Here is a 25,742-nt window from a genome sequence, read left to right on the forward strand (position 1 = left end):
ATGGGTAAAGTAAAGAAAATCCTCGCCGGAGTGTTGGTGGTGGCAGTTGCCGGATGTGGAATCTCCGCCGGTCTGATGCAGCTGCGAAAAAGCAGCCAGAAGACGGTAAATGTCACACCTGTCAGTGGATTATTACAGGAATTCTATACTCCGACCACCACACTTGACGGAACGGTGACATCCAGTGCGACGCAGACAGTAAATGGAGATAAAGATCTGATCATAGATCAGATTTATGTAACAAAAGGTGATACTGTAAATAAAGGTGATCCGTTGATTTCATTTGACACCACTTTGGTGGAGATGGAATTAAATATAGCAAAACTGAAAAAGCAGAAACAGGAACAGGATTTGAATAAGGCTGTAAACCGACTTACCAGCCTCCAAAACGGTGGTCCGATAGAAGAGTCGGATGCCAGTACAGATGCCGATGACCTGAGTACTACGAAGAGAAGCCGTGATACCGGTACAGGCGATGATGATATGACTCCGGATGATACCATGTCATCAGCCGCAGATATGTCAGGCAGTTATCTGGCTGCGGCAATACATCCGCTTCTGTTGTCTGCATTTACGGATGGTGGAGCAGCAGACAATAGTTCAGGTGCTGCTTCAACAGATACTGAAAATACAGCTGACAAAAAGAATCAGAGTGCAGATAACACTTCTGATACAACTGAAACCGACAATACTGCCAATGCTCCGGTGTATACAGATTCTTCTGCAAACGATTTTGGTGACGGCAGTGATGATTCTTTTAATCCGGGAAAAGATGATACCCCGGAGTTATCGCCGACACCAACTCCATCACTGGATGACCATACCACATATTTTGATCCTTATTATCAGAAAGGTGATCCGAATATTACAGACGGTGATGAGCCATTTTATCAGAAGCTGGATGAGAATTCGATTCCATTTACAGGAAGTGGTACAAAGGATGATCCATATGTATATTTGTGCAGCAGTGCAAAAGAAAAGGTAACAGTTATGGGTTCATTCTTTAATAAACTTGCCGGATACAGCGCTGATGGAACAAAAGTTGTGCATCAGGGTGGATACTGGTATCAGCTTGAATTTCACCAGAATGATACCATATCAGATTATGAGGATCGAAAAAGCTCTTGTACAGGATATTATCTGATAAATGGAAGCCTTCTGGAGAAACCGGTATATGAATTTGTGGAGATGGAATTTACTCTGGCAGATGCAGATAAATATGATATACTTCCAGATGATGGAGGTGACACAGACGGAGGAGATGATGCAGAGCCGACAGGACCACCAGTTTCCAGGGAGGATGCGATTAAGTATCAGAAGAGAAAGATCTCAAGTCTGAAACTGGATATTCAGGAAAGTGATATTAAAATATCCCAGCTTGAAAAGAAGGCGAATAAAAAACTTATCAGCGCAAAATTGTCAGGTACGGTTACATACGTTGGAGATGGCGGCAGCGGTGAGACAACCGATGGCAAAGCCTTGCTTAAGGTAAAGAGCAGTGATGGTTTTTATGTAGTAGGTTCTGTCAACGAACTGATGCTGGATGATATCAAAGAGGGAACAATTCTTAACTGTACAAGCTATACAAGTGGTTCATTTGAAGCAGAAGTTATGGATGTTTCTGAATATCCTGTAAGTGGTAACAGCTACTATGGAAGCAGTAATCCTAACGTTTCTTACTATGCATTTACCGCGGTAGTGACAGATAAGACGCTTCAGCTTGAGGATCAGGACTGGGTTACGATTAACTACGAAGCTTCTTCTTCCGAGGGCAGTATGGTCATTCAGAAAGCGTTTGTCAGAAGTGACAGCAGCACGAATTATGTTTATAAAGATGACAATGGAATTCTGAAGAAACAGGAAATTTCTGTGGGAGCAACGGTAGACAGCGGTTATAGTGTAATTGTTAAGGGCGGACTTAGTGAAGATGATTTGATTGCTTTCCCTTATGGAAAAGATGTCAAAGAGGGAGCAAAAACAAGAGAAGTTACCTTAGACCAGATGTATGGATCTTGATAAGAAAGGAGACATTTTATGCTTGAGAATATACGCCTGGCATTTCAGGGAATATGGTCACATATGATGCGATCCTTCCTGACAATGCTTGGTATCATCATTGGTATTGCATCTATCATTGCGATTGTTTCTACGATCAAGGGAACCAGTGAGCAGATTAAAGAGGATCTGATCGGTGCCGGATCCAATACAGTAAATATTTATCTTTATGACGGAGATAATCGGTATGATTCAGAATACGGAAATTCTTCAAAGGCACCGGTTCTGACAGATGATGTCAAAGAAGAAGTACGCGACCTTGATCATGTGGAGAATGCAACTTTTTATTATAACAGCACAAGTGCTTCCATTTATAACAATAACAACAGCCTTGAAGGCGGAAGCGTTTATGGGATTGATGTAAATTATCTGGCTACCTGTGGGTATGTGATTCAGTCAGGCAGAGGCTTTGTAAGTGATGATTACAAAAACTATAACAAAGTTGCCCTGATTGATGACAATGCAGCACAGAATCTGTTTCCGTCACAGAATCCGGTGGGACAGACAGTAGAGATTAATCAGGAACCATATACGATAGTTGGTGTGATTCGTCAGGATGAGAATTATCAGCCAACGATTAACAGTATTGATGAGTATTATACTTATTACCAGTCAATTGTGGGAAGCGTGATGATTCCGGACAGCTGTTGGCCGATATCCTTTAGATTTGATGTGCCGCAGAATGTGATCGTAAAAGCGGACAGTACAGATACGATGAGTTCTGTGGGAAATTCTACGGCAGATGCGTTGAATAATTCCATCACATCGTTGAATACAAACGGTAGTACCACTATGAAATATAAAGCAGAAGATATCATGGAGCAGGTTAAGAGCATGCAGAAACTCAGTGAGAGTACAAATAATCAGCTGATCTGGATTGCAAGTATCTCCCTGCTTGTAGGTGGTATCGGTGTTATGAACATCATGCTGGTTTCCGTTACAGAGCGTACCAAGGAGATCGGTCTGAAAAAGGCAATCGGAGCCCGTAAGAAGACGATTCTTGGACAGTTTCTGACGGAAGCTTCAGTGCTTACCAGCATTGGAGGTATTATCGGTGTAGTAACCGGTATTGGTTTGTCGAAAGTTGTGGGAAAAGTAACCGGATCTCCTACCGCGATCAGTGTACCGTCAATTGTGATTGCAGTACTGTTTTCGACAGTAATCGGTGTGGTATTTGGTTTGCTTCCATCTGTGAAAGCGGCTAATCTGAATCCAATCGATGCACTTAGAAGCGAATAAAGAATAAACAGAAATAGAAAAATAAGAAGAAAACAAAAAGTGGGCACTGAATCTGACGAGAGATTAGATTCAGTGCTCATTTACATGTGTATAAAATCTGATAATGAAAGACTGTGTTTTAGTAGATTTTGACATAGGATAGAACTTAAGACGGTGAAAATGTCAAAAAAAGTGCTTAAATTTTGTACAAAAAGTAAAAAAGGATGGAAGTATGGAGACGGATTGTGCTATAATGGGTTATCTCAAAAAGAAGTATGTATACAGGAGGAGGTTTGTGGATGGTATCATTTACGTATGTTATCAAAGATAAACTTGGAATACATGCAAGGCCTGGTCTGCTTCTTGTGCAGGAAGCTGGCAAGCTCACAAGCGACATTACCATTTTTAAAGGCACAAAGAGTGGTGATGCGAAGCACATGTTCTGTGTTATGAATCTTGCGGCAAAGCAAGGCGACCAGATTATGGTGCAGGTGGAAGGCGACAATGAAGTGGCAGATGCCGAAGTGATGAGGAACTTTTTGGAAGATAATCTGTAATAAGGAGAGTTGGAGTAATGAGAGTATTAGAAGGTAAGTCCGTATTTTCCGGAATCGCAATTGGAAAGATTTCTATTTTGCAGAAGGCAGATACAAGCGTGAAGCGTACAAGGGTAGAAGATCCGGAAGCTGAGATCGCCCGCGTGCAGGAAGCAAAGGAGAAAGCAGTTGCCCAGCTTCAGAAACTGTATGATAAGGCACTTCAGGAAGTTGGAGAGTCAGGTGCAGCTATTTTTGAAGTACATCAGATGATGCTGGACGATGAGGACTATCTTGATTCTATTGACAATATTATCCGCACAGAGAATGTAAATGCAGAGTATGCAGTGGCAACAACAGGTGATAACTTTGCAGATATGTTTGCACAGATGGATGATGACTATATGAAGGCAAGAGCTGCTGACGTAAAAGATATCTCAGATCGTCTGGTACGTGTATTATCCGGACATGACGATGGGGATATGGATGCAGCAGAACCATCTATTATCGTGGCAGAGGATCTGGCTCCAAGTGAGACAGTACAGATGGATAAGAGCAGAGTACTTGCATTTGTTACAAGAAAAGGTTCTTCTAATTCCCATACAGCGATTCTTGCAAGAACAATGAATATTCCGGCACTGATCAACATTGAATATGATGACAGCATGGATGGAAAGATGGCAATCGTGGATGGTAAGTCGGGTTCTCTTATTGTAGAGCCGGATGCAGATACACTTAAGAAATATCAGGATCAGAAAGATGAAGAACTGCATCAGAGAGCAATGCTCAAAGAATTAAAAGGTAAAACAACCGAGACAAAGAGCGGACATAAGATTCATCTTTATGCGAACATCGGAAGCACAGGAGATGTTGCAAGTGTTCTGGCTAATGATGCAGAAGGTATTGGTCTTTTCAGAAGTGAATTTATTTATCTGGAGAAGGAAAACTATCCGACAGAGGAAGAACAGTTCCAGATTTATAAAGCAGTAGCACAGAACATGGCCGGCAAGAAAGTAATCATCCGTACTTTGGATATCGGTGCAGATAAGCAGATTGATTATTTTGATATGGCACATGAAGAGAACCCGGCAATGGGCTATCGTGCGATTCGTATCTGTCTCGACAGACCGGAAGTGTTTAAAACACAGCTTCGTGCGCTCTTCAGAGCAAGTATGTATGGAAACATTTCCATTATGTACCCGATGATTATCTCTGTGACAGAAGTAAAACAGATCAAAGCTATTGTTGCAGAAGTAAAGAAAGAGTTGACAGAGCAGGGTGTACCGTTTAAGGATGACGTAGAGCAGGGTGTGATGATTGAGACACCGGCAGCCGTTATGATTAGTGATCTTCTTGCAAAAGAAGTTGACTTCTTTAGTATTGGTACAAATGATCTGACTCAGTATACACTGGCAATTGACCGTCAGAATGCAAAACTGGATAATATTTATGACTCTCATCATGAAGCAGTAATCCGTATGATCCAGATGGTAATCGACAATGCACATAAAGAAGGTATCTGGGCAGGTATCTGCGGTGAGCTTGGAGCAGATACAAGTATGACAGAGCGTTTCGTACAGATGGGCATTGATGAACTGTCCGTATCTCCGACATTTGTTCTTCCGGTTCGTAAGATTGTAAGAGAAATGGAATAAGTTTAATCCGATTGAGAAGATCTGTGTGGCTATAAGAGAAAAAGATACTCTCTTCACAGAAAACGGGATTGTGAAAAAGCCTGTTTTCTGGAAGGGAGTATCTTTATGTGGGAAAATGGTAAGGGATTTATGAGAGATAACTTTGAGAAGTTAAATCAGCTGTTAGAGCAGGAACAGTGTGAATTTACAGGTATTCCTGATGGATTCTTTTGGGTGAACTCCTTGACGATATAAAATATTCTATGGAGTTTTGTCAGATATTAAGTGACCAGTACACTGGATGTTACTGTTCACTGGTAATATCCCGCGAGGTGTTTTTTGTGAGCGAAGGTCACAGAAAACCCGAGACATACCGCGCGAATTTATGCGATTAGCATAAATTCTGTGCATCGCGAAGCGTGTTGCTGTGAACGGAGTGAACAGTAACCACTGGATTTTAAGATAGAAATGGAAAAATTTATATTCTGGATTGAGATACAAAGAAAAATATGCTACACTAAAGACTGAATGATTACGATGAAATGATATCAGAGTCGAAAAGGTCTTATCGGGCAAGTAAGAATGACTTTCAGGTCTTTTGCCTCTGATATCATGAAATTATAATAAAGGAGATATGAATATGGGAAAAATTGCCATTGTCACAGACAGTAACAGCGGCATAACACAGGATCAGGCAAGAGAACTTGGTGTCAGCGTGATTCCGATGCCTTTTTATATTAATGAGAAGCTTTATCTTGAAGGAATCACTCTTTCACAGGAAGATTTTTATGAGCGACTTAAGAATGATGAGACTATTTCCACTTCCCAGCCGGGACCGGCAGATGTGTGCGGGCTTTGGAATACACTTCTTGAAGAGTATGATGAAGTAGTGCATATTCCTATGTCAAGCGGTCTGAGTGCATCCTGTGATACAGCTATGGGACTTGCTCAGGAATATGATGGGAGAGTGCAGAGTGGTAGACAATCAGAGAATTTCTGTTACACAGAGACAGTCTGTATTGGATGCACTTACCTTAAGAGATGCAGGCAGAAATGCAGCACAGATCAAACAGGTTCTTGAAGAGCAGAAATTTGATTCCAGTATCTATATTACTCTGGAAACATTGAAGTATCTTAAAAAAGGTGGAAGAATTACTCCGGCGGCAGCAGCAATCGGAACAGTTCTGAACTTAAAACCTGTACTCCAGATTCAGGGAGAGAAATTGGATGCATATTCCAAGACAAGAGGCAAGAAGCAGGCAAAGCGTGTCATGCTTAAGGCTATGCAGAATGACTGGGAGAACCGCTTCGCTGAATATGTGAAACGTGGCGAGATGTGTCTGCAGTCTGCTTATACAGGAAACGAAGAAGAAGCTCTGGAATTTAAGAAAGAGATTGCAGAAGCTTTCCCTGGAATTGAGATTGTACAGAATCCGTTATCATTAAGTGTTGCATGCCATATCGGACATGGTGCTATCGCTGTTGCATGTTCAAGAAAAGTGGTAGTGGATTAATCAGAATATGCCGGATACAGGCAGGGACTTTTGTCTGTCTGATTATAAAAATATAGGAACTGTTTGGCACTTTTGCAGAATAGCAGACTGCTGAATAGTTACAAAGTAAAACAATTTGAGGAGTTAGAGAATGAAGAAACTGATGGAACAGATGGCGGAAGAACTTTCCGCAGCATTTGAAAAAGCAGGATACGATCCGTCCTACGGAAAGGTAACCGTATCCAACAGACCGGACCTTTGCGAATTTCAGTGCAATGGTGCCATGGCGGGTGCAAAAGCATATAAAAAAGCGCCATTTATGATTGCAGATGATGTAGTAGCTTATTTAAAAGACAGCCAGGTTTTCTCTATGGCAGAAGTTGTAAAACCAGGATTCATCAACCTGAAAGTAAAAGGTGAATTTCTTGCAGACTATTTAAAAGAAATGGCAGCAGATGAGAAACTTTCCGTATCTGCAGCAAAAGAGCCAAAGACAATTATCATTGATTACGGCGGACCAAACGTTGCAAAACCTCTCCATGTAGGTCATCTCCGCTCTGCAATCATCGGAGAAAGTATTAAAAGAATCGGCCGTTTTGTAGGTCATAAAGTGATCGGTGATGTACATCTTGGAGACTGGGGTCTGCAGATGGGACTTATCATCACAGAACTGAGACACAGAAAACCAGAGCTTGTCTACTTTGATGATTCTTATACAGGAGAATATCCGGAAGAAGCACCATTTACAATCAGCGAGCTGGAAGAGATTTATCCTTGCGCAAGTGGCAAGTCCAAAGAGGACGAGGCATACAGAAATGAGGCACTGGAGGCAACTCATCTTCTTCAGCAGGGCAAACCGGGATATATGGCTCTCTGGAATCATATCATGAATGTATCTGTTACAGACCTGAAACGCAACTATGACAAGTTAAATGTTTCTTTCGACCTCTGGAAAAAAGAATCTGATGCCCAGCCATATATTCCTGGAATGGTTGAAGAGATGAAAGAAAAAGGATTTGCCTATGTAGATCAGGGTGCTCTTGTAGTAGATGTAAAAGAAGAAAACGATACAAAAGAGATTCCGCCATGTATGCTTTTAAAATCAGACGGTGCTTCTCTTTATACAACTACAGACCTTGCAACGATCGTTGAGCGTATGAAACTGTTCAACCCGGATGAGATTTTATATGTAGTTGATAAACGTCAGGAACTTCATTTCATTCAGGTATTCCGTTGCGCAAGAAAGACAGGTCTTGTAAATGATGATACAAAGCTTTCTTTCCTTGGATTTGGAACAATGAATGGCAAAGACGGCAAACCGTTTAAGACAAGAGAGGGCGGCGTTATGCGTCTGGAAACTCTTATCAAAGACATCAATGAAGAGATGTTTACCAAGATCGTTGAAAACCGCAGCGTAAAGGATAAAGATGCAAGAGAGACTGCTGAGATCGTAGGACTTTCTGCGATTAAATATGGTGATCTTTCCAACCAGGCTACCAAGGATTACATTTTTGATATTGACAGATTTACTTCATTTGAAGGAAATACAGGTCCGTATATTCTTTATACGATCGTTCGTATCAAATCTATCCTGAACCGTTTTACAGAAGAAGGCGGTGACCTTGATGCAGGTGCAATCCTTGACCCTGTAAACGACAGCCAGAAGAATCTGATGCTTCAGCTGACAGGATTCGGCGCAATTGTAGAGAATGCTTTCGAAGAAAAAGCACCACATAAGATCTGTGCATATATTTACGAAGTATCCAATGCATTTAACAGCTTCTACCACGAGACAAAGATTCTCAGTGAAGAAAACGAAGCACAGAAAGCTTCTTTCATTCAGCTGCTGAAACTCACAAAGAAAGTTCTGGAAACATGCATCGATCTTCTTGGATTCTCTGCACCGGACAGAATGTAAAGAGATATCAGTCGATTAAAATTAAGCAGATATTCGAATCTGCTTTAAAAACCGAAACATTAGAGGACAGTATACAAATATTGTACTGTCCTCTGTTTGTTACTGTTCACTGGTAATATCCCGCGAGGTGTTTTGTGTGAGCGAAGGTCACAGAAAACCCGAGACATACCGCGCGAATTTATGCGATTAGCATAAATTCTGTGCATCGCGAAGCGTGTTGCTGTGAACGGAGTGAACAGTAACCTCTGTTTATATTAATGTTCTGAATATAAAAACAGGGCTTTTCAAAAAGAACGAGATGTGCTATTCTATATTTATCTGTTAGCGGTGAAGTTCTTTCATCGTATTTTTCCAATTTTTAAATTTAACCGAATCAAGTAAGTTCCCTGCTTCAATTGCGAATATCCGATTGACTGTAGAATCATGCAACGAAAGTGGATGATTTTATCTGTTTGATAACTGAATAAGGAGGTGCGCCGGTGAATTTATCTGGAACTGTATTAAAAGGGCGTTATTGTATTCTGGAGCCTCTTGGAAAAGGCGGTGGTGGGAAAGTCTATCTTGCCAGAGACCTGGAACTGGGAGTATTGTGGGCGGTAAAAGAAATCCCTGTTTCCGGCAGAAATGAAGCCAGAATGCTTTTGAAGTTGTCTCATCCATCTCTTCCAAAGATGGTAGATTATATAGAAGATGATCAGAAATGTTATCTTGTTATGGAATATGTAAAAGGAAAATCTCTGGGTGAATATATACGAAGCGGGGAACGATTTTCCATAAAAGAGATTATCAAATATGGAATAGAGATTACAGAAATATTTGTATATTTTCATAACCAAAAACCACCGGTATACTATGGTGATCTGAAACCTGATAATCTGATGCTTGGTGAAAACGGCAGATTGTATCTGATCGATCTGGGTGGCGCGGTGAATGGCTATAAATATCAGCATAAAGTATGTACAGGCACAAATGGATTTGCAGCGCCGGAACAGTATGAAGGCAGGATCAATGCGGCAACGGATATCTATACATTTGGAAAAACACTATCTGCCCTGTGTCAAAAATCTGATTTTTTGCTGTTTATACAAAATATGTCACTGTTCTGTCTTATTTTTCGATGTTGTCAGAAAAAGCCGGAAATGCGTTTTCAGAATATGGAGACTGTACAGAAGAAATTAAGCAGAATTCAAAAGAGACAAAGTCAGAGCAAGATAAAAAATATTCTGGCCTTGTCAGGAAGCAGTATTGCATTTGCCATGATCATGATATTTCTTTTATTTGGCTCGAGGTTGGTGTCTGGTTCAAAATCAGATGATTTTTATGAAAAACTGACGGCAATTACTGATCTGTATTATCAGGAAGATTTTCAAAATGGCAGCAGCAAGGTCAAAAAGAAAATATGTGAACAGGCAGACAGAAGGTTAAGAAAATTACAGGGAAAATATACTAAGAAAGAAGAAACCCGAAAAATATTACAGCTTCTTGCGACAAACAGTGAATATCAGGAGAGTTATGAAGATGTCAGGCTATATTATGAACAGATGCTTCATTATGATGAGGCTTATAGAGCCGGATACGGTGAATACGGAATGTTTCTGCTGCGCACCGGACAACAGAAAGCCAGTCAGACACTATGGAGAGAATATGAGTCAAAAGAAGCAATATTGGATAATACAGACAGCAGAAATCTGGAATTATGGAAAACGGAGATGATCAGAATTGAAGAAAAATCATAAATATTTTTTAATGATAGCATCAGTATTTTTGTGTTTGTGTCTGACTGCAACAATCTCTGCCATGCAGATGGGAGGATTTGACATTGATGTGGGAAATGGAGAAAACAGTAGCTGGCAATGGCAGGAAGAACAGTGGTGGAATCAGAGCAGCTGGGAGAATACGTGGGAAAACAGCTGGCAGACGGATAGCAGCACAACAGAAAATACAACTCAGAATAGCCATGTACAGGATAATGAATATCAGTATAATAATGGTACAGGAAACGGAACACAGGATAATATGCAGGACAGTACACAGCCATGGGACAACAACCCGCAGCAGAATAATATTGGAGGGAATGGCAATACTCAATGGGATAACAACTCTCAGCAGAATAATAATTTTCAAGGTAACAATAGTATCCAAGGCGATAATTCACAGTGGAATAGTCAATATCAAATAGATAACAATACACAAAACATATCTCAGACAGATAACGGACTTACTGTTAAAAGACCAGAAGAAATCTCGCCAACGTCAACATCAACACCGATACCGACGCCCAAGCCTGCCAAACACCAGAAGCCAACAAAAACGCCAAAACCAACCCGTATACCGACACCTAAATCAGTAAAGAAAAATAAGAGAACACAAAATAGCACAAAGAAGGAAAGCAAGAACGCAGGTGACTTTAAAAATTCTAAAAATGAAGATGTTCAGGTGTATACAGGTAAATATGCACATACAAAAAATGAACCTGTAGAATTTCAATGTATACAAACCCCAGACAATTCCCATACTCCGCAAATCAAGATAGTATCTCAGGGTTCTGTTCAGATTCTTTCCGTTCGATTTAATGGAATGGAGTGTCCCTGGTATTGGGAAGAGGATAAAATCATCCTGGATATAAAGAAAGATGCTAAGATAAACAAAATAGAATTACTTGTTATTTCTCAGGGAGGGAGACTGATAAAAATGAATTCCTGAATTTTTTCCTCATAGACGTGTCAGAAAAACAATGATATAATCTACCATATTATATCGATATTTACTGAAACAGGAGGAAAACATGTACAAAGTTATTTTGTTTGATTTAGATGGAACATTGACAGAATCCGGAGAGGGTATTACCAAATCTGTCCAGTATGCGCTGGAGAGAATCGGAAAACCGGAAGCTGATCTTGAGAAGTTGAAAGTTTTTGTAGGGCCACCGCTTACGGAGATGTTTATGAAATATGCGCAGGTTGATGAGGAGACTGCAAAGAAAGCAGTAGAAATTTACAGGGAACGCTACTCCGTAACAGGAATCTTCGAGAATGCCGTATATCCTGGAATCGAAGATATGCTGGCACAGTTAAAGAAAAAGGGATATATTCTTGCAGTTGCCTCTTCTAAGCCGGAACTATATGTAAGACAGATTCTGGATCATTTCGGGCTTACCCAGTATTTCACAGAAATTGGCGGAAGTGAGATGGATGGTCGCAGAACTAATAAAACAGAAGTCATTGAGGATGTTCTTTGCCGCCTTAATATGGACAAACACAGAGAACAGGTAATCATGATCGGTGATAAAGAACATGACGTATATGGAGCGCGCAAGGCAGGACTGGAATGTATCGCTGTTTCTTTCGGATATGGAACAAAAGAAGAACTTACCAATGCAGAACCTCTGAAAATCGTTGATTCTGCGGAAGAAATTGTAAATTTTTTCGCCTGAGCCCTCTGCGAAAACAAAGTATTGTTTCTAAAATCTGGAGGGCAGGATATCCCGTAGGAATTCATTTTCTGATTTCGCAGATCGTTGCAGGAACTGCGCTGGCTGTTTTTGCAAGGATATCTGCGAATGCCGCGGAAACCTATTATAATTATACAATTTTCCTTACAGGACTGACAGGAATCCTGGCGATGATATCTGCATTGATTTTTTATCACAGAGATAAGGTAAGAAGAATTGCGGGCGGATTGATACCTGTACAGAAAAAAGTCAGGCTTTCTTTGCCACAGATACTTCTTTTGCTTCTGGCAGGAGCAGGACTGGCGCAGTATGGAAACTTTCTTATGGCAATGTTGCAGTCATTTATCAGCAGCACAACTTATCAGGATAGCATGACCAGGATTACAGAGGGAAAATCCCTTCTTATGATGATTTTCTGGATGGGAATTGTTGCACCGGCAGCAGAGGAAATGATTTTCAGGTGGCTGATCTATCTGCGTTTGCGTGACTGGCTTAAAATGCCTGTGGCAGCAGTGATATCGGGACTGATATTTGGCATTTATCATGGAAACATTGTGCAGGGAATTTATGCAAGTATTCTGGGAACTGCATTTGCATATATTCTGGAAATGAGCGGGAATATCTACAGTAGTATGCTGCTTCATATGGGAGCTAACATCTGGTCGCTGCTGATTACAGAATATGCACTGGATCTGTTTTCGACAAAGTATGGCATGCAGATTTTGATACTGATTTATCTGATTCTGCTATTTAGCGTAGTATATTGCTTTATTCATTTTGAGAAAATGAGCAGCACACGGGAAAAGAAGAGAATGATATGAGTATTAACCGGACGTAAGAGAGATTTCACTTTAAAAATAGATTTTACAGCCGACAGAGTGAAAATAGAACAATAATAGTATGTGGATTGACAGGAGAAAAGAATGGGGAAAGCGATACGTCTCGACAAATTCCTTGCAGATGCAGGAAGCGGCACAAGAAGTGAGGTAAAAAAATATATTCAAAAGGGAAAAGTTCAGGTCAACGGTATAACAGCAAAGAAGCCAGAACTAAAGGTCAGTGAAACAGACGAAGTAATTCTGGATGGAACGGTAGTCTCCAAAGCGCCGGAGTTTGTTTACTATCTTCTGCATAAACCCGCAGGTTATGTCAGTGCAACAGAAGACAAGTGTGACAGAACAGTAATGGAGCTGGTTCCGTCAGACAGAAAAGGTCTGTTCCCGGTAGGAAGACTGGATAAAGACACAGAAGGTCTGCTTCTGATCACAGATGACGGAGCACTGGCACATGAACTTCTTTCTCCGAAGAAACACGTGGACAAAACTTATTATGCTGTCACAGACGGATGCATGACAGATGAGGATGTACAGCAATTTGCACAGGGACTTGAAATTGGAGAAAAAAATCCAACTATGCCCGCAAAACTTGAAATCCTCAGCACAAGAAAAGCTGAAGATACAGAATTGGAACAATATCCGTCCGGCTGGGTTTCAGAAATCCAGCTTACTATCAAAGAGGGTAAGTTCCATCAGGTTAAACGAATGACTGAGGCAGTGGGAAAAAAAGTTACTTATCTGAAAAGAATTTCCATGGGTGTTTTGAGCCTGCCGGATGACTTGGACATAGGCGAATGCCGCCAGTTAACGGTCGAAGAAGAGAAAAAACTAAAAGACAGTGTTGCGGCAAAATAATAGAAAATTTGCAAAAAACCCTCTTTACATGGAGGGTTTTTGTATGCTATACTACAGAAGTTGCGAGTCATGCGCATCTATTGCGTGTGCAAAATATACACGTTCGGAGATTCCCGCGGATGGTGCCCTGCGGTGTGAGGCTGGGTCCCCAGGAAAAAGAACCGGGCGGAAGAAATTAACCAAAAAGGAGAACAAACATGAGCGTTATTTCAATGAAACAGCTTTTAGAAGCAGGCGTACATTTCGGACATCAGACAAGAAGATGGAACCCTAAAATGGCTCCATACATCTACACAGAGAGAAACGGTATCTACATCATCGACTTACAGCAGTCTGTAGGTATGGTTGACGATGCTTACAATGCAATCGCTGATATCGTAGCAGACGGCGGAAGCATCTTATTCGTAGGAACAAAGAAACAGGCTCAGGATGCTATCAAAACAGAAGCAGAGCGTTGCGGACAGTTCTATGTAAACGAGAGATGGTTAGGTGGTATGCTTACAAACTTCAAAACTATCCAGAGCCGTATTGCAAGACTGAAACAGATCGAAGCTATGGAAGCTGATGGAACATTTGACGTTCTTCCTAAAAAAGAAGTTATCGAACTGAAAAAAGAACTCGTTAAGTTACAGAAAAACTTAGGTGGTATCAAAGAAATGAAGAGACTTCCGGATGCAATCTTCATCGTAGATCCTAAGAAAGAAAGAATCTGCGTACAGGAAGCTCATACATTAGGAATCCCGCTTATCGGTATCTGTGATACTAACTGCGATCCAGAAGAACTGGATTATGTAATCCCAGGTAACGATGACGCTATCCGTGCAGTAAAATTAATCGTTTCCAAAATGGCAGACGCTGTTATCGAAGCAAAACAGGGTACTACAGATGTAGACGGTGAAATCGAAGCTGAATCTGAAGAGTTCGCAGCTACAGAAGAATAATTTTTTGAACCAGTACAGGAAAGCTGACAGGCTTTCCTGTCATTGAAAAGGAAAAGCCCCTCCGGGCGATTTACGAATATTATTCAGGAGGAAAATGAAATGGCTATCACAGCAGCACAGGTAAAAGAATTAAGAGAAATGACCGGCGCCGGAATGATGGATTGTAAGAAAGCTCTTACAGCTACAGAAGGTGATATGGATAAAGCAGTAGAATTCCTTCGCGAGAAAGGTCTTGCTACAGCACAGAAGAAAGCAAGCCGTGTAGCAGCAGAAGGTCTTTGCAAAACTTTAGTTTCTGAAGACGGAAAGAAAGCAGTTGTTGTAGAAGTTAACGCTGAGACAGACTTCGTAGCTAAGAATGAGAAATTCCAGAACTACGTAGCAGATGTTGCAGCTCAGGCTATGAACACAACAGCAGCAGATATCGACGCTTTCCTTGCAGAAGCATGGGCACTTGACACAACTAAGACTGTTAAAGAAGCTCTTGCAGCTCAGATCGCAGTTATCGGCGAGAACATGAACATCAGAAGATTTGCTCAGGTTACAGAAGAGAACGGTTTCGTTTCTTCTTACACACATATGGGCGGTAAGATCGGTGTTCTTGTAGATGTTGAAACAGACGTAGTTAATGACGCTGTTAAAGAAATGGCTAAGAACGTTGCAATGCAGATTGCAGCTCTGAAACCACAGTACACAAGCGACAGCGAAGTAAGCGCAGAATACATTGAGCATGAGAAAGAAATCCTTATGGCTCAGATCCAGAACGATCCGAAAGAATCCCAGAAACCGGCTAAGGTTATCGAAGGAATGATCACAGGACGTATCAAAAAAGAGCTTAAAGAAATCTGCCTTCTTGACCAGACATACGTTAAAGCTGAAGATGGAAAACAGTCTGTAGCTAAATACGTAGAGCAGGTTGCTAAAGAAAACGGCGCTAAGATTGCAATCAAAGGTTTCGTACGTTACGAGACAGGTGATGGTATCGAAAAGAAAGAAGAGAACTTCGCAGAAGAAGTTGCAAAACAGATGGGTAAATAATCTGTAAAGATTAATTTTCTATTTAAATTTAAGTATTTATAGGCCCTGAGAGTCTTATAAACACTCAATGTCATTAACTTAAAGCAGAAGATATTTATTCCAAAAGGATTAGATATCTTCTGCTTTTTTTTGATATGCTTATATTGTAAAGAGAAACCATGAACCTGCCGCAGAAAAGGATGTGATGCTCATGAAACATTCTCAAAAACGTACATTCATGGATATAGAAAAAATGAATTCTAATGAATTTAGGGCATTTTGTCGGTCTGGTAACCAAAATCATTTTACCAGAACCAGAAAAATGCCTCTTCAGGATCTTCCTTTCACAATGATAAACAGAAAGGGGCTGACATTGGCATTGGAACTGAGAAATTATATGAAAATTGCTCATCCAGGAACTTTCATTTCCAAACCAGGATATCTGAAACAGCGTATGAAACTTAATCCAGATGCTTTTTTAGAGCTGTATAAATATCATAACCGCAACTTCTATGCGGATTCTTCTTTTTCAACTTATAAAGGTCATTTAATATTAGCAGCAGACGGCTCAGACATTAATATTCCTACCACTGCTGAAACGCTGGAACTGTATGGTTCTGCAAGCCGAAAAAATACAAAACCCCAGGCTCAAATAGGATTAGGCTGTATCTATGATGTAATGAATCGCATGATACTAGAAAGTGATTGTAACAAAGTAAAATTTGATGAGATGCGCCTGGCAGAAAAGCAATTAGAGCGAATACCGGAAACAATAGGAAATATTCCATTTATCATTATCATGGACCGAGGATATCCTTCTACACCTGCGTTTATACATATGATGGATAAAGGTATTAAATTTATCGTACGTTTAAAAAGCAGTGATTATAAAAAAGAACAAAGCAGTCTGTCGGAAAATGATCAATTGGTTAAAATAAAACTTGATAAGTCAAGAATCAGACATTATGAAGGGACGATAGATGGAGAACGTATGAAAGAACTGGGAGAAATTTCATTACGTATGATAAAAATCCCATTAGAAAATGAAAGCTTAGAAGTGTTAGCCACGAATCTCTCAGAAATTGAATTCTCTACAAACGAAATTAAAGAATTATATCATATGAGATGGTCGATTATGCCGATATTTTAGAAATGCCGATAAATTTTCTATAAGATCCCATGCCTGACCCGATGTCAGGCACGGTAATAAACTATCGGCATTTATTTCAATCCACAAAGCCGTTTGATAATATCTTCGTCATTGGCATACTTGAACACCACATAATCCTTAAAGACGGAACTATCACTATCGCTAAGCTTATGTGGTGCTTCCTTCTTCATTGCTTCAGTAACCTTTACATAGAAACGAGACATTTCTATGTTCGAATGACCAAGCCATTCAGATATAGTAGGAAGTGGCAATCCTGCCTGATACAGGTGCATTGCCCTCGTTCTTCTGAAAAGATGTGAATGCAGATGGACTAGCTACAGTGATAACTGGTTACATCTCTATAGTAAGAAATGCCGATATATTTATAAAGTCCTATAAATCTAATATTTCAGAAAGTCAAAAGTCGGCATTTCTAAAATATCGGCATATGGGGAATAGAAACTGCATACGAAACCTTAAAAAGTCGGCTACAATTAGAAAATTTCACAGGGACAAAAGCGATTCTGTTATTACAGGATATATACAGTACCATATATCTGAGTAATTTAGCTGAAGATATCATATTAGACGCAGAACGTGAACTGGATCAGAAAGAGACAGAGAAAAAGCATAAAATGATGATCAATCAGACAGTTAGTATTGGAATCTTAAAAAATGATCTGATCTATATTCTTCTTGAGACGAATGAGAAAAAGAAAAGTATCTTGTTTCAACAGATATATGAAGATATCAGTAAGAATCTTGTTCCGATTCGTCCTGACCGTCATTACAAAAGAACGAAAGGCCAGTTAGCAGGAAAATATTCAAATACTCATAAAAGAGCGTATTAGCTAAAAAGATATGAATAGTAGAAACAAGGGATAAGTATGCCCATATCAAAAGTAAAAAAGCAGGAATCATAATTTATAATAATTACGATTTCTGCTTTTGCTAAAGTTAATGACATTGTGATTTTACTGGCTTCCGAGAGCTATTTTTACAAGTAATTAACTGAATTTTCTGTAAATTACTATTTTTACTGCTTTTTTAGTGCTCGTCTAAAAATCCTTCAACTTATATACTACTATCATATGACCTCTTATCTCTTTTGTCAATAAACTAGCACTATAATTTCCAGATAATTTTCTCTGACTTTTTTCTTCTCTCTTTCCACTCTATTTCCGATTTTATAATTCTTTTATAGATCTTTTAACTCTGCTTTATTCTTTTTAGTTGTACTTCATAGGGTCAGACCCCTACATTTATCGTTCTCCATTTACAATTATCATTCCATCTTCTTTTAAATTCATTTCAATTTTTTTCTGTGTATTATAGGCATATTTTGCAATTTGTGCAGCAGAACACTGTTTCCCCAATACAGACCGCATCTCATCTGTAACAGTAACATTAAAACCTCCTAATGTTACCGCAGAATCCATCCGACGATGTAATCGTTAAATTTCCATGTTCATCCGAAACATACTTAACCCCCTTAGGAAGGTTATTACTCAAATATTTAAGTGTTACATCCGGTACTTTTTTTTCGCGTAAAGATTTACCCTTAAATACATCATTAAAACTTGCAAACATTAAAAATCACCTCTTGATCGTTCCCAAACTATTATTTTCGATAAAATGTCATATTTCTCATCGTGCAATTCCCACAAATCTATATTTTCAACCAGTTGTCTGTATTCATCCAATGTTGGAATAATAATATGCTTTATTTCTTTATAATCAAAGCATAACGATACTTCAGCCACCCCATCCATACTATTACTATATGTAGTCAATAAGCCTGTACTTCATAGGGTCAGACCCTAGAAGTGTTCCCTTTGTATCCAGCGGAATGCTTTCTATAAAGTATCTCCGTACATGGGACCAGCACAGGGATCTTTTGATGTCTGGCACAGTATCATAACCGGAGTAGGCATCCGTGATTAGGTATCCATCAAAACTCTTAAGTAGTTTCCGGGCATTCTCACCGCTCCGGCTGCGGGAATAAAAGAAAAATGCTGCCTAGATCTCTTCGCTTGCTGCACTGCGCATGACCCACATAAAGGATTCGCTGCCTGGAAGTTTGCCTTCTTCCTTATTGCACTGGATCCTGGTCTCATCCATATGGTACTTCATAGGATCAGACTCTGACATCCGTCACTACGCCATGTTTTAAGGCACTTACGCACTTACAACAGAGTCAACTGCCAGATTGCAATAGAACCATTTTATATTTATTCTAATCTTATCGTATTATATATTTACTTTTTATAAGGCGAAGGAGAATATAACCATAGCTGAATTCTCCTATCGCCTACTAAATCAATTTCTATTTTTTCTTCCCACTTGCCACTCTATACCCGATTTTATAATTCTTTTATAGATCTTTTATCCCTGCTTTATCCTTTTTAGTTGTACTTCATAGGGTCAGACCCCGACATACTTTCGAGATAAGCCTTTGCGGATTCATAAAAGATGATTTGACAGTTTTTAGGGTTTCAAACACCGGAACCTTAATTTCTTCTGACAGACTCGAAGTGGTAAATAAGTATCTTTCCGGAGACATATCCTCAGAAGATTTTCAGGGAAATGGTCATGGGATTGCTCTTTCTAACATCAAGGAGAGGTTGTCTTATTATTACGCAGGTCAAACAAAAATTTATTTGACCGTTACAGATAAACAGACTATTGTTACAATTTCGATTAAACAGGAGGTTTAAATCAAAAAATGTTTCAGATACTTGTTGTTGTTGTTGATGAACAGATGATTCTTAATGGAATTAAACTAATAATTGAAGAAATACTCTCTTTTCCATTTTCAATATCTGTACTATCTGCCAATGGTGTTCCGTCTGCAATGAATTTGCTCACACACGCCTCTGCTGATTTAGTCATCACTGATATTAGAATGCCACTCATGGACGGATTTTGTATGATTGATAAACTGAATGAGTGTAACTATTCAGGAGACATTGTGATACTTACGAGCCATGCGGATTTTGAATATGCACAAAAGGCTGTTAAATATGGGATTTTAGACTTTTTGCTAAAACCAATTAGCGAATCGGCTCTTCAGGAATTAATTGAGAAATCATATTCAAGAAAGACTAAAAGGTTAGATCAGGAGCATAATAATCAATTACTCAATATCTTAAATCTTACCTTGTATGGGCTTTCTCCAGCGGAATTGTTACTTTCAGATCATGTTTTTTGTGATTATTTTCCCTATCAGTATATCACTGTAATTATTATTTCCGGTGTTTCACAGGAAATTAATGAAAGCCAGATAAAAGAAGAACTCAGTACTTATTATACACTGATTTATATTTTTCAGCTTCAGGGAAAATCAGAAATCTTGTTATTATGCAACCGCCCAAAATATTTAGCAAAATCAGAAGCAATAAAAAAGAGCTTGTTAACCCTTTACCCAACAGCGCACATAGGAATCAGCCTTAACTCTACTTCTGTAAAAAAACTTCATAATTTATATCTGAATGCGGCTCAAAGGCTTTTTTACGAGAAAGTATTCAATGAAGATATTCAGGAAGAACAGTTGGCAGCTTTTATATATAAAAAATGTATTTCTGTTTTTCTTGATTCGCAGCAGCATATCGATCATTCGGTGATCACTTCCATTATTGAAGATATACAAAGCAGCACGACGGTTAATACCTATACATATGAAAATATATATCGTGCTTTTCAACAGAATATTTTCTTCTACCTCAAGCGAAATGGTTTTTCACTCCCAGCGGATTTGAATGTATCAATTCCAGTTCTTTCAAAGGATAATCTCGTATCCGAAATAGAGCTATTTATTAACAATATAAAGAGCAGGCTTTTCAAGCAATATACTTTTAGCAGTGAAAGTAATCCACAAATTCAACAAATTGATGCATTTATCAAAGACAATTATGAAAAAGATATTTCTCTTGATGATATTGCTGATAGTGTAAATTTGAATCCCCGTTACATTTGTGCTTTATTAAAAAAGGCAACCGGTACATCTTATTTAACTCGCTTGCATACAGAAAGGATAAGAGCAACCAAACAATATCTGATAGAAACAGACATGACGGTTGATGAGATTGCACAGCATGTTGGATACAATAGTTCCACCCAGCTTAGCAGGGTATTTAAAAAATATGAAAATATGACTCCTACCGATTATCGAAATTCTTATAAATAAATACACCACTTTACAGGTTTTTTCATAAAAAATATCGTACAGGGCTTTCTGATGTATAATGAGTTTGGCAAAACCATTACAAAGGAAAGTAACCCTGTACGACAGAAAGCATTGTACAACGAAAAAAACCTGATTGGTAGACTTTATAAATTTTTCGTACATTTACATGTTTACCGTCTCATAACCAACTCTCTCACTTCGAACATGTAGTAAAAAATCTATCGTACCAGATAAGGAATGTTAAAACTGTCCAGATTTTACGGCTGTTATCTGCTTTTTTATCTTTATGGTTGTTCAGGAGCTGGAGCAGTTTCTCTGTATGGAAAAATTCTTCTGCTTCTTTCGAGGTAAATAAATCTGTTACCATCTGATACCAGTCATTCTGCCGCAGCCACACACGGATTGGAATGGGAAAACCAAGTTTCTTCCGTTCATTGGTTTCCTGTGGAAGAAATTCTGAAACAGCTTTACGGAAAATATATTTGGTTGTACCTGCTGCAATCTTGGCTTCTTTCGGAAGCTTTGCTGCAAAGTTAAAAACTTCTTTATCCAGAAATGGTACCCTGACTTCCAGGGAATGTGCCATGCTCATTTTATCTGCTTTCTGCAAAATATCGCCAGGAAGCCAGTAGTTCAGATCTACAGACTGCATTTTTTCCATGTCTTGAAGTGAGCCTCTGTTTTCTGACTCAAGCTCTTCATAAAATTGACTTAAATATTCCTGCGTGGAAGGTCCTGTTACTTTATTTTTCAAAATCTGTGCTTTCTCTTTTTCACAGTAAATATATGCATTTCCGATGAAGCGTTCTTCTACTTTCATTCCTGCGCGGATAAGGAAATCCCGTCCTTTCACGTCTGGCAGCTTTGCAGCCAGTTTTTTGACAGCGCGTCTGAGCACGAACGGAATCCAGGCAACTTTCTTTAATGCTTCAGGTTCTCTGTAAATATTGTATCCACCGAAAAGTTCATCTGCGCCTTCCCCGGAAAGGACTACCTTAACATGTCCGGCAGCCTCTTTGGAAAGAAAATAAAGTGCAACTGCAGAGGCATCCCCAAGTGGTTCATCCATATGATACATCACATCTGGAAGGGCATCCCAGAATTCCTGCTTGGATATGATTTTCACATGGTGTTTCAATCCTGCTTTTTCTGCCACTTTGGCAGCTTTGTTTACTTCACTATATCGGTCTCCCTCATCAAATCCCACTGTGAATGCCTGATCTGCACCGGAGGCAGAAGCCAGATACCCGGAGTCCACTCCCCCGGATAAAAACGCGCCGACTTCCACATCGCTTAACATGTGGTGCTTCACCGAATCCCTTAAAATCTCTGCAAGCTGGCTCCGCAGCTGATCCATATTCGTCTTACGGTTCCACTTGCCAGGTGTAAGCTTTGTTTTGAAATAAGTCTTTATTTCATAGTTTCCGTTTTTATATAAAAGCATATGTCCGGGCATAAGTTTATAGATTCCCTTAAAAAAGGTCTCTTCCAGAGGGGCATATTGAAATGACAAATACTGCTCCAGGGCCTTCTGATTTACTTTTCTTTCATAGCCTGGAAATGCAAGAATACTCTTAATTTCAGAAGCAAATACAAAATGTCCATCTATTTCGGCATAGTACACAGGCTTAATTCCAAAGAAATCCCTTGCAAGCATCAAAGTCTGCTCTTTTTCATTCCATACTGCAAACCCAAACATTCCCCTGAGCTTATCCAGTGCCTTCTCACCATACTGTTGAATGGTATTTACCAGAACTTCCGTGTCAGAATGGGTACAGAAAGAAATGCCGGAAGCCTCAAGTTCTGCCCGCAGTTCCTTATAATCATAGATTTCCCCATTAAAAACAATATGCAGGTTTCCGTCCGCACTTTCCATAGGCTGCTGCCCATCTTCTAAATCAATAATACTAAGTCTTCGAAAGCCCAGCGTAATCTTCTCCCTGCAAAAAGAGCCTTCACTATCCGGGCCTCTATGTTCAATGGCTTTCATCATCCTTTCAATTACTGTCTTCTGATCCTGTCTGTAACCTGTAAATCCACAAATCCCGCACATTTCTTCCTCCGTATCCATTTGATGTAGTTTAGACACTGCAACGACTTTTGTTACAGTCCAAAATTATTTTTATCGATATTTTATCATAAAAATGTCTGTTTGTTGTAAAATAAAAATGTCTTTCTTATCAAATAATTATATTTCAAAATAGCTTTTATATCTCATATAACATTTTATAAAAAAAGAAATGTTTTCCATTCCCTTATTTGCTTACGGAAAACGTTTCTTTTCATTTACTCTTCATAAAGATTTCCGTTCTCATCGATCCAGGTTCCGTCTCCGTTATTGTAAAGGACTCTGGATTCTTCATCGCCTTCATCTGCTGCTACAATTGATGCCACACCGGACGCAGTATTGAATCCACTGGTATATGGCACGCCTGCCCCGGTCGCAGGCAGATACAGTTTCGTATGAACAAGCCCTGCCAGAAGCGGTGTGGTAAGACCTGCATTCTGCCTGAGTTCCGGTATTCTGCGTATTTTTTCAGATGAATAGTAAATCGTTTCTTTTAAGCAATTTTTCTAAACGTTTTTTGATTCGACCACATTGGGGTCAGAACCCCAATGTGGTCCAAAAGAACTGCCAGAGCAGTGCCATTTAAAAAAAGGAACAGAAAAAAGTGCCTCAAACATTGATGTAAGTATTATAGCAGGAACTCTGGCTTTTTTCTTCTCTCTTTCCACTCTATTTCCGATTTTATAATTCTTTTATAGATCTTTTAGCTCTGCTTTATCCTTTTTATTTGCACTTCATAGTGTCAGACTCCAATGTTGGGAACTTAGCGTCAACTTAAATGAATTATACCTGTATGTATTAAAATATGTTCTTTAAAAATTAAATAGTAAAAAATTATATCGCCTTATTGCAGAATTTATGGTATAGTTTAATAGACCTATACAGGATAGGCCTTTCAAAATGGCTATATCTTGTGTATGTGTTTAGAGAACGGATTTTCTTGTGTGAATGTGTTTCCGGTCTCTGTTCTTTTTAGAGCGTTCATAGCATCTGCCAGGGTGAATCTGTGAACGCTTTTTTGATGCTTTTATGATTAAATTCATGATAACTGGCAGTATTTCCATGGACATAAAAAGGAACTTGGGCATAAGAGCTTTGACTTCGCCTATGATAAAAGTCCTTTTTGCCTGATATGCCCATTTGTTTTTTACAAATGCTTTTTCCCTTACAATGTTGTCAGCTTCTGTTTTGACAAGCGCTGCAATATTGGAGAATAACAGGTTTATATATAATTCCTGCTCAATAGAATTACAGCTTGTCCCTGTAAATTCTTCCAGTTCCCACCAGTCTTTTAGTTCCCTGTATTTTGTTTCGATATTCCAGCGTTCAAAATAAAGGTTATATAACAAGGATGGAGAGATAGATGGATTTATAATATTAGTTACCAGATACTCATTTGCTTCCTTGGACTTTTGGGGCAGAGGAACTTTTACAACCCGGTAAAGGATCGGTTTGCCATTTGCGGAAGTAGCTGTCCATGAAAAATCATCGGAACCTAATTTGCAAAATTTATTGTCTTTTCTTAAACGCATCAAAACGTTGCATCCATTGGAAACCAGGTCCTCATATAATTCTTTTGAGTAATATCCACGGTCAAAAATGAGCAGGGCATTGTCGGCAAGGTTCAGTTCCTGCAGCCGGGTCCAGTGCTCTCTTGCCGGATCACGTTCGCCGGCCGCTTTCGTATATATCTGTCCATCAATTATCTGGTCGAGAAAGACATCATAAATAGTTGAGAGCAGACCTTCAACCCAGAAAACATCATGATTGTTGCAGCTGGTAATAGCCCCAAATTCCGCAGAGGTATCATTGGACAAGGGAATCTCCAGTGTAGACCCATCAACAGCAAAAACACGGTATCCAAACCAGTTTTTTGGACAGTCAAGGTGTGTATAAACCATTTCAACCTGTTTATCCAAAAGTTCTTTGAAAAGATCCGGCAGAATTCCTTTTCTGGCTTTTGAAACAGCCTGCCTGGAAACATCAGGAAAATCAATGTCCGGAAGCTGGCGCTGAAGATCAGACAATTCAATATCCATGGAACGTTTTTTTGAATGGACAAGATAAGCAACAACCTGTTTCAATGTCAGTTTACGATATCGCACAAAAGAATTTGGACGTCGAAATCGTTCAAGAAATTCATCGGAATTAATCCGTTCATGTAGCTGTGTCAAAATCAAAGAAATTAAATCATAATAATTCATGGCATTATCTCCTAAAAAAGTATATATTCAAGAGGCTGCGCCGCAAATTTTGACCAATTTGTCAAGTAGACATAGTGCTGATATTTTACGCTCGAAATTGTATATTTTTACTATTTGATTTTCAAAGAACAAGTAAATCGATTTAAAGTCCTTAAGTTGACGCTAAGTTCCCAACATTGG

General features: G+C 39.3%; 20 protein-coding genes and 2 pseudogenes. 17 read left to right on the forward strand and 5 right to left on the reverse strand.

Annotation, left to right across the window (positions count from 1 at the left end):
- The 15 genes and pseudogenes from AC058W_RS15895 to AC058W_RS15965 all read left to right on the forward strand — a co-directional run bounded on the left by AC058W_RS15895 (nt 1) and on the right by AC058W_RS15965 (nt 17,104).
- Nucleotides 1-2,016, forward strand: coding sequence for an efflux RND transporter periplasmic adaptor subunit (locus AC058W_RS15895; RefSeq protein ID WP_479390302.1), 2,016 nt, complete (start codon nt 1-3; stop codon nt 2,014-2,016).
- A gap of 18 nt (nt 2,017-2,034) precedes the next feature.
- Nucleotides 2,035-3,294 (forward strand): ABC transporter permease, encoded by a 1,260-nt coding sequence (locus tag AC058W_RS15900; RefSeq protein ID WP_117844290.1) that lies wholly within the window; start codon nt 2,035-2,037, stop codon nt 3,292-3,294.
- Nucleotides 3,295-3,572: 278 nt separating this feature from the next.
- Nucleotides 3,573-3,830: an HPr family phosphocarrier protein gene (locus tag AC058W_RS15905; RefSeq protein WP_117675416.1), complete on the forward strand. Its 258-nt coding sequence runs from the start codon at nt 3,573-3,575 to the stop codon at nt 3,828-3,830.
- Between the two features lie 17 nt (nt 3,831-3,847).
- Nucleotides 3,848-5,464: a phosphoenolpyruvate--protein phosphotransferase gene (gene ptsP / locus AC058W_RS15910; RefSeq protein WP_117844292.1), complete on the forward strand. Its 1,617-nt coding sequence runs from the start codon at nt 3,848-3,850 to the stop codon at nt 5,462-5,464.
- 105 nt (nt 5,465-5,569) lie between these two features.
- Nucleotides 5,570-5,698 (forward strand): hypothetical protein, encoded by a 129-nt coding sequence (locus tag AC058W_RS15915; RefSeq protein WP_479390303.1) that lies wholly within the window; start codon nt 5,570-5,572, stop codon nt 5,696-5,698.
- 385 nt (nt 5,699-6,083) lie between these two features.
- Nucleotides 6,084-6,957: pseudogene (locus AC058W_RS15920) on the forward strand (DegV family protein).
- A gap of 130 nt (nt 6,958-7,087) precedes the next feature.
- Nucleotides 7,088-8,854 carry an arginine--tRNA ligase gene (gene argS / locus AC058W_RS15925; protein WP_117844294.1) on the forward strand — a complete coding sequence of 589 codons (1,767 nt, stop codon included), beginning with the start codon at nt 7,088-7,090 and terminating at the stop codon, nt 8,852-8,854.
- Between the two features lie 479 nt (nt 8,855-9,333).
- On the forward strand, nt 9,334-10,590 hold the full coding sequence (locus AC058W_RS15930; RefSeq protein ID WP_118137481.1) for a serine/threonine protein kinase: 1,257 nt from the start codon (nt 9,334-9,336) through the stop codon (nt 10,588-10,590).
- Nucleotides 10,574-11,557 (forward strand): hypothetical protein, encoded by a 984-nt coding sequence (locus tag AC058W_RS15935; RefSeq protein ID WP_243099630.1) that lies wholly within the window; start codon nt 10,574-10,576, stop codon nt 11,555-11,557. Before AC058W_RS15930 ends, AC058W_RS15935 begins: the two co-directional genes overlap by 17 nt.
- An 82-nt stretch (nt 11,558-11,639) precedes the next feature.
- Complete coding sequence (locus AC058W_RS15940) at nt 11,640-12,287, forward strand: HAD family hydrolase (protein WP_117675406.1); 648 nt, start codon at nt 11,640-11,642, stop codon at nt 12,285-12,287.
- A gap of 188 nt (nt 12,288-12,475) precedes the next feature.
- A complete protein-coding gene (locus AC058W_RS15945) occupies nt 12,476-13,126 on the forward strand; it encodes a CPBP family intramembrane glutamic endopeptidase (protein WP_118137479.1) in 651 nt (216 codons plus the stop codon).
- 102 nt (nt 13,127-13,228) lie between these two features.
- On the forward strand, nt 13,229-13,996 hold the full coding sequence (locus AC058W_RS15950) for a pseudouridine synthase (RefSeq protein ID WP_117675402.1): 768 nt from the start codon (nt 13,229-13,231) through the stop codon (nt 13,994-13,996).
- A 197-nt stretch (nt 13,997-14,193) separates the two neighbouring features.
- A complete protein-coding gene (gene rpsB / locus AC058W_RS15955; RefSeq protein ID WP_117675401.1) occupies nt 14,194-14,937 on the forward strand; it encodes a 30S ribosomal protein S2 in 744 nt (247 codons plus the stop codon).
- 99 nt (nt 14,938-15,036) lie between these two features.
- Nucleotides 15,037-15,975 (forward strand): translation elongation factor Ts, encoded by a 939-nt coding sequence (tsf, locus tag AC058W_RS15960; RefSeq protein WP_118610002.1) that lies wholly within the window; start codon nt 15,037-15,039, stop codon nt 15,973-15,975.
- Between the two features lie 190 nt (nt 15,976-16,165).
- Entirely contained in the window at nt 16,166-17,104 is a 939-nt protein-coding gene (locus AC058W_RS15965) for a transposase (protein ID WP_479390304.1), read from the forward strand.
- 71 nt (nt 17,105-17,175) lie between these two features.
- Here the strand turns inward: AC058W_RS15965 and AC058W_RS15970 are convergent, their stop codons facing one another.
- A complete protein-coding gene (locus AC058W_RS15970; protein WP_270636787.1) occupies nt 17,176-17,430 on the reverse strand; it encodes a tyrosine-type recombinase/integrase in 255 nt (84 codons plus the stop codon).
- 309 nt (nt 17,431-17,739) lie between these two features.
- On the opposite strand from AC058W_RS15970, the gene AC058W_RS15975 reads away from it, so the two are divergent.
- Complete coding sequence (locus tag AC058W_RS15975; protein ID WP_181977671.1) at nt 17,740-17,955, forward strand: hypothetical protein; 216 nt, start codon at nt 17,740-17,742, stop codon at nt 17,953-17,955.
- A gap of 928 nt (nt 17,956-18,883) precedes the next feature.
- Here AC058W_RS15975 and AC058W_RS15980 read toward each other — a convergent pair.
- Nucleotides 18,884-19,108: pseudogene (locus tag AC058W_RS15980) on the reverse strand (IS66 family transposase); the annotation flags it as partial.
- A 721-nt stretch (nt 19,109-19,829) separates the two neighbouring features.
- On the opposite strand from AC058W_RS15980, the gene AC058W_RS15985 reads away from it, so the two are divergent.
- A complete protein-coding gene (locus AC058W_RS15985) occupies nt 19,830-21,290 on the forward strand; it encodes a response regulator transcription factor (protein WP_479390305.1) in 1,461 nt (486 codons plus the stop codon).
- 193 nt (nt 21,291-21,483) lie between these two features.
- On the opposite strand, the gene asnB is transcribed toward AC058W_RS15985, so the two are convergent.
- The 3 genes from asnB to AC058W_RS16000 form a co-directional block, all read right to left on the reverse strand.
- The gene (gene asnB / locus AC058W_RS15990; protein ID WP_479390306.1) at nt 21,484-23,343 is read right to left on the reverse strand and encodes an asparagine synthase (glutamine-hydrolyzing); all 1,860 of its coding nucleotides are present in this window, start codon (nt 23,341-23,343) and stop codon (nt 21,484-21,486) included.
- 233 nt (nt 23,344-23,576) lie between these two features.
- Nucleotides 23,577-23,720, reverse strand: a complete 144-nt coding sequence (locus AC058W_RS15995) for a hypothetical protein (RefSeq protein WP_173704898.1) — start codon at nt 23,718-23,720, stop codon at nt 23,577-23,579.
- Nucleotides 23,721-24,281: 561 nt separating this feature from the next.
- Nucleotides 24,282-25,562, reverse strand: coding sequence for an IS4 family transposase (locus AC058W_RS16000; RefSeq protein WP_118248162.1), 1,281 nt, complete (start codon nt 25,560-25,562; stop codon nt 24,282-24,284).
- Nucleotides 25,563-25,742: the final 180 nt, after the last annotated feature.

It is taken from the genome of Blautia sp. CGZ-1-C1 (assembly GCF_056504575.1).